10 protein-coding genes are annotated in these 12,562 nt (G+C 62.6%); 5 read left to right on the top strand and 5 right to left on the bottom strand.

Annotated elements, in window-relative coordinates; genetic code table 11:
* Positions 1-271: 271 nt before the first annotated feature.
* Positions 272-742, top strand: a complete 471-nt coding sequence (locus AWB69_RS31840; RefSeq protein WP_062090801.1) for a MarR family winged helix-turn-helix transcriptional regulator — start codon at positions 272-274, stop codon at positions 740-742.
* Between the two features lie 71 nt (positions 743-813).
* On the opposite strand, the gene AWB69_RS31835 is transcribed toward AWB69_RS31840, so the two are convergent.
* The 5 genes from AWB69_RS31835 to AWB69_RS31815 all read right to left on the bottom strand — a co-directional run bounded on the left by AWB69_RS31835 (position 814) and on the right by AWB69_RS31815 (position 6,745).
* Positions 814-3,084: a xanthine dehydrogenase family protein molybdopterin-binding subunit gene (locus tag AWB69_RS31835; protein ID WP_062090800.1), complete on the bottom strand. Its 2,271-nt coding sequence runs from the start codon at positions 3,082-3,084 to the stop codon at positions 814-816.
* Positions 3,085-3,332: 248 nt separating this feature from the next.
* Positions 3,333-3,977 (bottom strand): N-carbamoylsarcosine amidohydrolase, encoded by a 645-nt coding sequence (locus tag AWB69_RS31830; protein ID WP_062090799.1) that lies wholly within the window; start codon positions 3,975-3,977, stop codon positions 3,333-3,335.
* A gap of 25 nt (positions 3,978-4,002) precedes the next feature.
* The gene (locus tag AWB69_RS31825) at positions 4,003-5,037 is read right to left on the bottom strand and encodes a M29 family metallopeptidase (protein WP_062090798.1); all 1,035 of its coding nucleotides are present in this window, start codon (positions 5,035-5,037) and stop codon (positions 4,003-4,005) included.
* 54 nt (positions 5,038-5,091) lie between these two features.
* Complete coding sequence (locus AWB69_RS31820; RefSeq protein ID WP_062090797.1) at positions 5,092-5,919, bottom strand: alpha/beta fold hydrolase; 828 nt, start codon at positions 5,917-5,919, stop codon at positions 5,092-5,094.
* A 73-nt stretch (positions 5,920-5,992) separates the two neighbouring features.
* Positions 5,993-6,745 (bottom strand): maleate cis-trans isomerase family protein, encoded by a 753-nt coding sequence (locus AWB69_RS31815; RefSeq protein WP_062090796.1) that lies wholly within the window; start codon positions 6,743-6,745, stop codon positions 5,993-5,995.
* Positions 6,746-7,052: 307 nt separating this feature from the next.
* Here AWB69_RS31815 and AWB69_RS31810 point away from each other — a divergent pair, with 307 nt between their 5' ends.
* From AWB69_RS31810 to AWB69_RS31795, 4 genes are all read left to right on the top strand, one after another.
* Positions 7,053-8,213, top strand: a complete 1,161-nt coding sequence (locus tag AWB69_RS31810; RefSeq protein WP_062090795.1) for an FAD-dependent monooxygenase — start codon at positions 7,053-7,055, stop codon at positions 8,211-8,213.
* Between the two features lie 71 nt (positions 8,214-8,284).
* Positions 8,285-8,788: a (2Fe-2S)-binding protein gene (locus tag AWB69_RS31805; protein ID WP_062090794.1), complete on the top strand. Its 504-nt coding sequence runs from the start codon at positions 8,285-8,287 to the stop codon at positions 8,786-8,788.
* A gap of 37 nt (positions 8,789-8,825) precedes the next feature.
* Complete coding sequence (locus AWB69_RS31800) at positions 8,826-11,618, top strand: cytochrome c (RefSeq protein WP_231937303.1); 2,793 nt, start codon at positions 8,826-8,828, stop codon at positions 11,616-11,618.
* Between the two features lie 98 nt (positions 11,619-11,716).
* The gene (locus AWB69_RS31795; protein ID WP_062090793.1) at positions 11,717-12,199 is read left to right on the top strand and encodes a MarR family winged helix-turn-helix transcriptional regulator; all 483 of its coding nucleotides are present in this window, start codon (positions 11,717-11,719) and stop codon (positions 12,197-12,199) included.
* The last annotated feature ends 363 nt before the right edge of the window (positions 12,200-12,562 follow it).

Genomic DNA, 12,562 nt, shown 5'->3' with positions numbered 1-12,562 from the left:
CCCAGTAGCTATCCTGCGCTCGCACGCATAACAGCGTGAAATCAATGGCTTATGTTTGTGATCGAGTCAAAGTTCGGACTAGTCTCGCGAAAACTCAAGAGCTTGTCATCGTGGCGTTCTGACGCAGATCGGAATTCCCGAGCCCGGGTTTTACGACATGGCCAAGGGCCCACCACCGTCTATGATAAAAAGGGAAACACGGTAGGACTGAAGAGAGCGGTGCGTCGCCGTAATCGAAGCATAATAGAACGTGTACCCTACAATTCTTCCCATGTCCAAAAAGCCATCTCCCTCTTCGGTTGTTGCCGGCAACGAGGAGTATCACTTCTCCGCGCAGATCGGCCACCTGCTGCGGCGCGCATACCAGCGCCACGTCGCCATCTTCCAGGCGGCCATACCGGATTCCGACCTGACCGCTGCGCAGTTCGTCACGCTATGCGCGGTCAAGGAGCAGCAATCCTGCTCGCTCAACGACATCGTCAAGGCAACGGCAATCGACCAGGCCACCATTCGCGGCGTGGTCGAGCGTTTGAAAGCGCGTTCGCTGATCGAGGTCTCGCCTGACCCGCTCGACGGCCGCAAGCTGCTGGTGCGCACGACGCCGGAAGGTCTGGCGCTGATTGACCAGACCGTGCCTTTTGCCCGTCAGGTGAGCGAGCAGACGTATGGGGGGCTGAATCCGGCCGAGCGCGTTGCCATCGTTTATCTGCTGCGCGCGATGACCCGGGCGGAAGATAACTGACCTGTACGTGCTTACAGGTAGATATAGCCACGTACAGGCCGCTGCTACACGCACAGGCCGCTGCTACACGCTCACCGGTGATCGGCAGGCACCACTGTTGCGGCGGCCTGCAGCGTGGCCCTGACGGCGTCTGGCGTGAATGGCGGCTCGCGGAAGCGCACGCCGGTTGCATCGAATAATGCATTCGATATAGCCGCCGCGCCGGGGAGTGAAGCGGACTCGCCGGAACCCAGCGGCGGCTCGCCTTGCCGGTCGACCAGCACGACGTCCACAGGGGGCAGTTCGGGGAACGTCAGGATCGGATAGCTGCCCCATTCCTTACTCGCGACCAGGCCTTCGGTAAAGCGCACACGCTCTTTCATCGTGCGGCTCAGGGTCTGGATCACGTTGCCGTGGATCTGATGGCGCACACCGTCCGGATTGATCACGGTGCCGGTGTCCTGGCCGACCATCACTCGCCTGATGCGGATTTCTCCGCTGGCGGTATCGACTTCCAGATCGACGATCCACGCAGACCAGGCCGCACCGAAACCGGGAAAGCGGCTATGCACATACCGCGCGTACGCCACGCCGCGCCCTTGAAGCACGCGTTCGCCGGTATCGCGAGCTGGACGACGTCCGGCACGGGCTTGCCAGCCTGCGCGTTCAGCGACCGCCTCGAGCAACGCCACGGCCCGCTCGTCCTTGAGATGACGCAACCGGAATGCGAGCGGATCGGCGCCGGTCTCGAACGCGAGTTCATCGATGAATACATCATGGGCAAAGGAGTTCGGCAGCGCCGACACGCCTCTGAACCATGACGCCCTGACCAGTGGCGCCAGGTCATGGCAGACGAAACGGCGATGGGCGAAGGTGTAGGGCGTGACCGCGGTACGGTCGCCCATTTCAAAGACGCGCGGCTCCGCCGGCGTCGCTCCGGTGAGCAGGAGGGCGAGCAGGGGCGCGTCGTTCGACGGATAGCGCGAGGCGAACGTATAACCCAGCGTTTCGCCGCTGCGGGACACCGTGCCGGTTACGTCGACGACCTGCGCGGTGCCCTTGGGCTCCCACTGATGCTCGTCGGCACGCGATAGCTGGACCCTGACGGGCCGGCCCATGGCACGCGAGAGCAGGAGCGCGTCGCCCGCTACGTCGTCGGCGCAATTGCGGCCGTAGCAGCCGGAGGCTTCCATGCGGACGATATCGATATCCGCCTCGTCCCGCCCGACCAAACGCGACAAGTCATAGCGCAGGGTCTGCGGGTTCTGCGTGCCGGACCACACCTTGATGCGCCCGTCCTGATAGTCCGCGAGGGCGCAGGATGGCCCGATCGATCCATGCATCTGGTACGGCCAGACATAGCTGCGCGTCAGTGTGGTCGTGCCGGGCTGTCCCTGCACGCTCTCGACGTCGCCTTCCTCCAGCAGCAGGCGCCGCTGGGCCGGGGCCCGGGCGATAGCCTCAGCGGGATTATCGAGGGACGGCAGCGGCGGCAATGGGCGCCACCGGACCCGCAGCGCACGCGCCGCGCGGATTGCCTGTTCCTCCCGCTCGGCCACTACCCCGACGAAATCGCCGATCACCACTACGCCGCGCACGCCCGGCAGCGTATCGACCGATGAACGGTCCACGTCGATCAGCGTCTTGCCGACGAACGCGCCGCAATCATGTCCCGCATACGGCGGCCGCACGACGCGCCCGTGCAGCATGCCGGGTACACGCATGTCGTGAACGAAGGTGAGAGTGCCGGTGGCCTTGGCGGGCAGATCGACGCGTGGCGTTGCCCGTCCGACGATCCGGTAGGTCGACGGGTCCTTCACCGCAACGGAAGAGTCGATGGGAAGCGAGATCCGTTGCCCCTGCAGCAGGTCGCCGAAGCTGATGCGGGTGTTGTCCGGGGCAATCACATGACCGTCGTCGGTCGCAAGGCTGGCGGCGTGGATGCCCCAGCGCTGTGCTGCCAGGCCGATCAACACGAGCCGCGCCTGCGCCGCGGCGAACCGCAGCGGCACCGCGGATATCTGGATGGTCGCGCTCGCGATGGTCGGGCCCTGGTTGGGCACTTCGGCGGAGTCGCCGAGGATCATCTTCACGCGCGGGGCCGGCACGTCGAGTTCTTCCGCGACGATCTGCGCAAGCGACGTGCGGATGCCGGTGCCGAGATCGACGTGGCCGTTGAACGCGAGAATACGGCCATCGTCCAGCACCGCGACGAAAATTTCCGGCGAGTCCTGAACGTAGGAAGACCCGCTGCCCGGTTGACCGGGCGCGGGTTTGACCGGCGCGAGCGGCTGCCTGACGATAGTCAGGCAGCCGCTGCGCGCGAGCAGTTCACCTCGGGTGAGTGCTGCTGCAGTAAGCATGACGATTCCTGAAAATGCCGCTTTATTCGACTAAACCGCTTCGAGGTTCGGCTTCAACGCTCGACCTCGACGATTAACGATACGCTTAGGCATCGCTAACACCAAGAGGCAGCCCGCCAGCATGCAGATGCCGAAGATGATCAATCCAGCGCTCATGCTGTGGGTCGAGTCCTTCATCCAGCCCAGCACGTACGTGCTGGCAAAGCCGCCCAGGTTTGCTATCGAGCAGGCAGCGGCTGATCGAGCGCTCAGGCCCGGCGTTTTTCTATGGTCGAAAGCGCTTCGTCGAGCGTCATGACAGCGGCATATTTCTGTTGCATGTCGAAGAGATTCGCATCGTGCGGACCGATCGCCCGGTCGCCGACACAATCGGAAATAACCAGCGGACGGAAACCATGCGACATCGCATCCACCACGCTTGCGCGCACGCATCCGCTCGTCACCGCACCGGCCACGATCAACGTCTGCACCGCGCGCTGCGATAACCAGGGCGCGAGTTGCGTGCCGAAGAACGCGGACGGCACGGTCTTGCGCACGACCAGCTCGCCCCGTGCCGGCGTCAACTCAGGCACGATCGCACTGTTCGGATGGTCTTCGGTGAGCGTTGCCATGCCCGGCACTTTCAACGAAAACACGTTGTCGTCGCTGCCGTCGGCCGCGTACACAATGCGGCTGTGCGCAACGGGCCAGCCATGCCGGCGCGCGGCCGCAAGCAGATGCACCGTGCGTTCGATAGCCGGCGCAATGTTGCCGCCGCCGAAGGTCCTGGGGTCCGCGAAGCCCACTACGAAGTCAACAATCAGCAAGCCGATATTGCCTTGCACCGGCAACGGCGTGCCGAATCCCTGCTGTTTGTACACGCCGGATTCGGCGTGGCTCTGGATGTCGCTCATTCAGATTGCTCCAAGGGGTCAATATCTATCGGTCCATCACCACGCCATCGCGGACCACGGCTTCTCCGTCGAGCATCACGTCGCAATGGCGCAGCGGGATGTCGATGTGACACGTGGTCGTGCGCTTGCCGCCTGCTTCGTTGTTCGGCCCAAGCGAAAACAGGAAGTTGCCTTCGAACGCGCGGGCATCCATGCCGATAGTCGCCTCGCGGTCGTAAAGGCCAAGCGTCGACCAGCGCGCGCGAGGCTGTAAACCCCAGCCGATATGCGAGATCGCATAACCTTCCGGATCGTTGAACGAGGCCATGTAGTCGCTTAGCAAGGCCGCGTCCACACCGCCGTCAATGCGCGTGGCGTAACCGTTCTCCACCGTCAGCGTGATCGGATCGTTCACGTACTTTTTCTGCGGCAGCAGGATGTCGCCGCGATCGATCACGATCTGGCCGCTCGCCTGGCCCTCGTTCGGGAACGTGAGTACAAAACCGCTTGGCCAGTGGTCCCAGCGGCCGGGTTCATCGACGAAACCGTACTCGGAAATAGCGGGGAACTCGCCCAGCGGACACACGAGTTCCGTGCCCGCTTTTGACTTGATACGCATTTCACGCGACGCCTTGATCCGCTCGGCCGCCGCCCGCACGCGCGTGCGATCGGCTTCGGTCGGCACGAGGCGCGCGAGCACTTCGGGCGGTTCGACCGCCAGCAGGATCTTCGTGCCGGTCGCGAGGATCTCGTGCTGCTCGGGCGAGAACAACAAGGTCATCAGGTCGAGCACGAGATCGCTCGCCTTCAACGCGGCGATAGCGGCCAGGTTGCCGGTGAGAGGCGTGGTGCCGAGATACGCGAGCGAGTCGCGGCTCAAGGCCTTTTCGCCGTTTACCGGCAGCAGGTCGAGGCGGTTGACGATCGCGCCCATGGACTGGGTGGCGATCAGTGCGCTTGAAAGCGTTTGCGGATGCGTGGACGCGCTGGTGAGGATGGTGACGGTCTGACCGGCTTGCAGCTTCGACAACGTCAGTACCTGCTTCCATGCGGCGATCATTTCGTAATCGCTGATTGGCATGTTGACTCCTGAAGAATGAGTGTCAGTGTCGGCTCGTTGTTCGCGCTTGGCGCGTTAAACGAGCTTTGCGCCGAGGAAATCGCCGAAGGCTTCATAGAAGCCGGCTTCGTTGTCCCACGGAATCATGTGGCCGGCATCGGGCACGCGGGTATGCAGCAGTCCGGGGCAAAGCGTCTGCATCTCCTGCACGTCCTCGTCCAGCACCACGTCGCCGCGCGCGGCGGTGATCAGCAGCGAAGGCACGCGAACGAGCGGCAGGTCGGCGTGGATGTCGTCAGTATGGAAACCCTCGAACGACGTCAGCATGCCGCGTTCATCGCAGGTATGCAGCCATTGTGCGCGCAGGCGCAACTGCTCTTCGGTCCAGGTCGGACAGAAGGCGCGCATGCCGTCGGCGTCGATGCCTTTCAAAGCCAGGCGAATCGAATCGACGTACCACGGCAGCTTCGCCGGATAGGCGCGGCGGCCGGGGCCGGACACGGGCGGATCGACCAGCACCGTTCGCGTCAGGCCCTTCGGCGCGCTGCGTGCAGCACGAATTGCAATGCGGGCACCCATGGAATGGCCGACGAGCGCATAGTGTTCAAGGCCGAGTGCTTCAGCGAGCGCGATGACGTCGGCGGCCTGGGCGTCGAGGCTGTAGTCGAGCGTCGGCGATGCTTCCGACAAACCGCGGCCGCGCACATCGAGCACGTAGGTATCGAACTGGCGGCCAAGCGTCTCGCCGACAAACCCCCAGGTGACGGCGGGGCTGGTAATGCCCGGAATCAGGATCACGGCGGGGCGGCCGGCGCGCACGCCCTCCGTGCCGCCGTAGCGCAGGTAATGCTGGCGGATGCCGTTGGCGTTGACGTTCGCGCCGTAGAGAAAAGTTGAGTTCATCGCGGAGTCCGTGGATGGATCGAAAGCTGTCAGTAATCGATTAATAAGCGATTAACAAGCGACCAATGAGCAATCAATAAGCGCCGGACAGCAGCGCGCCTGCACCCGGGACCACGCACTCGAGATCCAGCTCACGCAGCATGGCGTAGGTCGTGGCAATCGCAGCGGTAATGACCGGCTTGCCTGTCATCGCCTCGACTTGCGGCACTGCGGCAAGCGATGGCATTTGCACGCAGGCCGACAAGACGATGGCATCGACGTCCTGATAGGGCAGGGTTTTCACGATTTCCGGCAACAGGCGCGGGTCGTGGCGGCCGACATCCAGATTGTCGGGAATTTCGAGCGCCCGGTAGGCGACGACTTCAAAACCCTCATTGCGGATGTAGTCCACAACCAGCTCGGTCAGCGGTTTCATATAGGGAGCAACCACCACGATGCGCTTGGCCTTGATGACTTTCAATGCGTCGACAAGCGCGCCCGCGCTGGTGATGACCGGCGCTGCGCCGCCGTTCTCAACCGTACGCTCGTGCAGCCGCTTTTGCGACACGCGGTGGTAGCCGTGTCCCATCGCCATGATTGCTACCAGGCACGCATAACCGAGCACGTCCACGCGCGCGTCGCTGAGTTCCAGCGCGCAACGGTCCGATTCGGCGTCCATGGCCGCCAGTTCCTCCTTGACCACTTTCTTCATGCGCATGCGGCTGGAGTGGAACGTGAAGCGCTCCGGGCGGATGGTCTGGCGGGCGAGCAGCATGGCCGGGATTTCGGTTTCCATCGTCGTGTTCGAGCTCGGCACGATCTGGCCGATGCGCAAGGTCTTCGTCATCTGGTCGACTCCGTATGTCGTTGGCCACCCGTGGCGGCTTGGTTGGATGTGGCAATTTGATTCGATAAAGTCTAGTGTACACATTGGAATTTAACAAGATTCAGAAAACATTTTTTAATGGTGCGCGCATGCTTTATATTGGTGAAAACCCTTATAAAATGCACATATAAAGGGATAAATCACACCTGATCCGACTCATTGCAAATTTTCTTTACTCAAAAAAATTCAATGTGTACACTCGATATAGATTCATTTAACAGGCTCGGCTGAACAACTTTCGGCGAGCGCCAGACATGGAGAGATCATCATGAGCAAACCCCGTATCGCGATTGTTGGCGCGGGCCTTGGTGGAACGGCAGCAGCGGCGCTGATGCAGCGCGCTGGTTATTCGGTTCGCCTGTACGAGCAGGCTCCGGCGTTTTCGCGTCTCGGCGCGGGCATTCACCTCGGTCCCAACGTGATGAAGATCATGCGCCGCATGGATTGCGAGGACGCGCTGAACGTCATGGGTTCGCACCCGGACTACTGGTACAGCCGCGACTGGAAAACGGGCGAAGCCATCGCGCAGATTCCGCTGGGCGAGTTCGCGCTGAAAGAATACGGCGCGTCGTATCTGACCGTGCATCGCGGTGACTTCCATGCGCTGATGACCGAGGCGGTCGCGCCCGGCACGATCGAGTTCAACAAGTGCCTGAGCGGGATTGAAGAGGTGGACAACGAAGTGCGGCTGACCTTTGCCGACGGCAGTGTCGAGACCGCGGACATTGTGATTGGCGCGGACGGCGTGAACTCGAAGATCCGCGACCACCTGCTTGGCGCGGAACCGCCGCGTTATACGGGTTATGTCGCGCATCGCGCTGTATTTCCGGCGTCGCTGCTCGGCACCGATCCTTTCGATCTGTGTGTAAAGTGGTGGTCGGAAGATCGCCACATGATGGTGTATTACGTGACGTCCAAGCGCGATGAAATCTACTACGTGACCGGCGTTCCGCAGGCTGAGTGGCCGGCTGGGCAGTCGGTGGCGCCCAGCAGCCGCGACGAAATGCGCGAAGCGTTCGCGGGCTATCATCCGTCGGTGCAAAAGCTGATCGACGCCACGCCGGAAGTCACGAAGTGGCCGTTGCTGGAACGCGATCCGCTGCCGTTGTGGAGCCGCGGCCGCCTGGTGTTGCTCGGCGACGCATGCCATCCGATGAAACCGCATATGGCGCAGGGCGCGGCCATGGCGATCGAGGATGCAGCCATGCTGACTCGTTGCCTGGACGAAGTGGGCGCAACCGATTACTCGGACGCATTTGCGCTGTATGAAGCGAATCGGGCGGAGCGTGCGTCGAAGGTGCAACTGGTTTCGCACAACAACACGTGGCTGCGCACCAACGAAGATCCGGCATGGGTGTTTGCTTACGACGTGTTCAACGAGCCGTTGAAGTCGCCCTCGGCCAAGCAGGCTTCTGCCGCTGCCGCTTGATATTTCGACCCGGCCGCCGCGGCAGTGCCAGAAAGCACTGCCGCGAGCGGTCTTGATTCGATGACTTGAAAATGAGCGTGTCCGCCTCCGCAACACCGGTTTCCGAGCCGTTGACGCTGACTGTCAACGGCAGCACCCGCACGGTCGATGTGACCCGCGACACGCCCTTGCTGTATGTGCTGCGCAACGACTTCGAACTGAACGGGCCGAAGTACGGCTGTGGCCTCGGTCAGTGCGGGGCCTGCACGGTGCTGCTGGACGGCGGTCCCGCACGTTCATGCGTTGTACCGGTGGCGGCGGCTATTGGACGCGAGACGCTCACGCTCGAAGGGCTTGGGACGCTGGACGCGCTGCACCCGATCCAGCGGGCTTTTATCGACGAACAAGCGGCGCAATGCGGCTACTGTCTCAATGGCATGATCATGAGCGCGAAGGCGCTGCTCGATCGGAACCCAACGCCTGATGACGACGATATCCGTGAAGCGCTGCGCTTCAACCTGTGCCGTTGCGGCACGCACATTGAAATCATGAAGGCAGTGCATCGCGCTGCCGACTATCTGAAACGCGAACAATAACGCTGATTCAATGGGCCCCTGTAATGGACCGCATGTAATGGATGCTGTGCGCGAAGGAAGTCCTGACGGACCCGTGCTGATGCCCGGGCCGATGCTTCACGCGTGCGTGCTGGGAGACGTCGACGGTGCACTGCTCGAGCTTGGGGCGCGGTTGGACGTGCAGGCAGGCGCGCGTTGGGTGGTGGTGGGAAACGTGGCCGCGTTCGTGGCCGAGCGCTTCGAGCTGGCACGCGACGCTGCTTGCCGGCTGGTGTTATCGGCGGGTCCTCAGGATACCGGCGGTTCTGCGTCATTACCGGTGCAACACTCCGGCTTGCAGCAGGAAGCGCATTACGTATGGCCGATTCCGGCCGGCAGGTTCGTCCCGTGCGAGGCGATTGCACGTAACGAAGCCGGCAGCATCGCGATCTGGAGCAGTGCTCCCGCGACACTGGATCTTCTGACGAATCTCGCCGGCGTCACGGGCTTGCCGCCCGACCGATTTACGCTGCATTCACTCGCTGACAATGCTGACCACGCCGATCCGCTGGTCGCCGCGCATGCCGCGCTTGCTGCGGTCGTGTTGATGGCGGAGACCGGCCGGGCGATCTGCGTTGGCGGTTACATGGCGGCATCGAAGGTCAGGGAGGCGGAAGTTTGCGTCGCGGCGTCGCTGGATGGCGAAGGCGCGCTGCTCGACTGGCGCTACATCGCGCGAACGCCGGGTTTAACCGGCGGCGAAGCAGTTGCACAAGATCCCGGTCCTTATTCTTCGTCCCGTTCAACGTCGCTTGTTGACGATCCCGCTGCGCTGATTCCCGGCTCGGCGCATACCTTCGCGCGTGAATCTTTCGTCGATGAAATCGCGTGCGGCCAGCATCGTGATCCGGTTTCGTTTCGTCTCGATCATCTCGATCCGGTGGAGTACGGAGGCGCGAGGGAACTGATCGACACGGTGGCGCAGCGCGCCGCGTGGAACGCCGGTAAGCAGGATCATAAGCAGGATCGCAAGACGCGCCGCGCTGACAACAATGTCGCGCACGGCCGCGGTTTCGCGTTCGACGAGCACGACGCGTCATCCGGCGATAACCCGACGCCCGGCTATTCGGCGTGGATCGTCGATCTCGATGTGAACCGCCTGACTGGCGACGTCGCGCTCAAGCGCGTGGTGGCGGGGCGAGCAAGCGGACGGCGCAGGATTGGCCGGATGAATGGCATTCCGGCCCGGCAGATCGCTGCCGCGGCTTCGCGCGCCCTGGGCCTGCAACTTACCGCACGGCCCTCGCATGACGAGACACCGGGTGCGCAAGCCGTATCGCACGAACTGGCTCCCACGCCGGCGGCATCCGGCGAAGTCGCTACGCAGACCATGGCCGGCGATCGTCTGGAAATCGATGTATCACCCGCCGCCGCGGCTATCGCGAATGCGCTTTACGACGCGACCGGCGTACGTTTCCGGGCGCCGCCGTTCACGCCCGAGCGCGTGCTTGCGGCGCTTGGCGGAACCGCTGCGTACGACGCATCGAACGGCACGATCGGCAACAGACTGCGGCGCGCAAAACGCTCGCTATGGACCGCGGTCGCGGCCGGTGGTCTGGGCAGCCTGATCGGGCTGGCCTGCACGGCGTGGCCCCTGCGTGCGCCGATCGAAGCGATCGCGCGGCCCGCTGCATCGACCTGGTCCGACGCCACCATTGCGCGCGGCCGCCAGATTGCCGAGTTCGGAGATTGCGCGGTCTGCCATACGGCGCCCGGCGGCGCGGTCAATGCAGGTGGTCTTGGCCTTGAAACGCCTTTCGGCATGGTCTACACGACCAACCTGACGCCCGATCCCAGGACGGGCATTGGCAACTGGTCGTTCGCGGCATTTGACCGGGCGATGCGCCAGGGTATTTCACGCGACGGTCGTCATCTATATCCCGCGTTCCCCTACACCGCGTTCACGAAGATGAGCGAGGCCGACATGACCGCGCTGTACGCGTATTTGATGTCGCAGCCGGCGGTTGAAAATACGCCACCCGCTACGCGCCTGCCGTTCCCGCTGAATCAGCGCGCGCTGGTGGCCGGATGGAACGCGCTTTACCTGAAGCAGGGCGAGTTCAAGCCCGACCCGACGCGCTCGGCAATATGGAATCGCGGCGCGTATCTCGTGGATGGCGCCGGACATTGCAGCGCGTGCCATTCGCCACGCAATGCATTCGGGGCGGAGAAGGGCGGGCGTTTGTACCTGACAGGCGGCAGCGCTGAAGGCTGGGTGGCGCCTTCGCTCGTCGCCAATTCGAAAGCGCCGGTGCGCTGGACCGAGCAGGCGCTGTACGACTATCTCAAGACCGGTTTCTCGCATGAGCATGGTGTTGCGGCGGGCCCGATGGCGCCGGTCGTCGCAAGCTTGTCGACACTGCCTGAAGAGGACGTGCGCGCGATGGCGCATTACCTGGCGTCGCTGTCGCCACAGCCGGTTGAAACGCCATCGCCGAAGCCCGCCCACGACGCCGCCACGAGCGCCGTGACCCTGCAGGGACTCGACAGCGGCCGGCGGATTTTTGAGGGCGCATGCGCGGTCTGTCATGCCGCGACTGGCGGCGTCGGCAACTTCGGGGTGCGTCCGCTGCTCTCGCTGAACACCAGCGTGAGCGAAGCCACGCCGGACAACTTGCTGAACGTCATCCAGAATGGCATTGATGCCCCCGCTACCGACGCGCTGGGTTACATGCCGGGCTTCAAGGATTCGTTCGACGACCGTCAGATAGCCGATCTCGTGTCTTATATCCGCGCTACCTTTGCACCGAATGAAACGTCGTGGAAAGACCTGGCCCAGGCGTCGGCGCGCATTCGAAAGAACGCGCATTAGCGGCAGGCTGAATGTTGCTTCGGCTCCTTTGACGAATGGCGCTGCCCGCTGCGGGCGAGCGCCTGTCCCCATTCCACCCTACCGGCATCCGAACTATCATGGCGCCTTCGAAGCTTCCTTCAGGTTTATCGCAAGCTGCACAGGACGTTGTGTCCCGCTATGAGGTGTCGGAGCAGATCGGGCATCTTCTTCGCAAGGCGTATCAGCGCCACCTCGCCATTTTCAGCCAGGCTATCGACGACCCTCAACTGACCGCCGTGCAGTTTGCGGTATTGAGCGCCAGCCGAAGGCTCGGGCCGTCTTCAATGAGCGACCTGGGCAAGGCGACCGCAATCGACGCAGCCACGGTGCGCGGCATAATTGAACGTCTGAGGGCGCGCGATCTGATCGAACTGCAGACGAATCCGGACGACCGCAGGAAGGTCACGGTCCAACTGACGCGAGCCGGTGAAAGCCTGGTCGAACAGATCACGCCTACCGCCTTGCGCATCAGCGAGTTGACCATGGGTGAGCTTAACGAAGCGGAGCGCGTGGCCGTGCTGTATTTGCTGCGCAAGTTGAGCGCGCCAGATTCCGAATAAGCGCGGTCTGTATCCGGTGCGTTTTTCCGGCGCGGGTCATAGTTGTTAATTAGCCGCTTCATCTGGTGCAACGCCATTCGCCACCCCGTCGCATTGCACCAATAGCGGGACCTTCGCACCGGAAAAGCGATTATGACGTGTACGCTGATTTTATAAGGTGCAGCACAACAAGCGATATTGTATGGCTGCTAGATTTCAGTCAGTCGTAAAACCCGGCAAAACAAGGATAAAAGACTCTGATACCTAGTACAAGTCACTAGCTATAAAGTGGGCATGGTCATTGCATGGAAGACTAGAATTAGAGTGTGTACATTTGTATCGGTAAGCAGGGATGGCGCTGTGAAAGGCAGCCTTGCCGACGCG

Origin of the sequence: Caballeronia udeis (assembly GCF_001544555.2) — a bacterium.
Taxonomy (GTDB): domain Bacteria; phylum Pseudomonadota; class Gammaproteobacteria; order Burkholderiales; family Burkholderiaceae; genus Caballeronia; species Caballeronia udeis.
The sequence above is the reverse complement of the archived record's forward strand: the minus strand, read 5'-3'. Positions and strand labels throughout refer to the sequence as shown.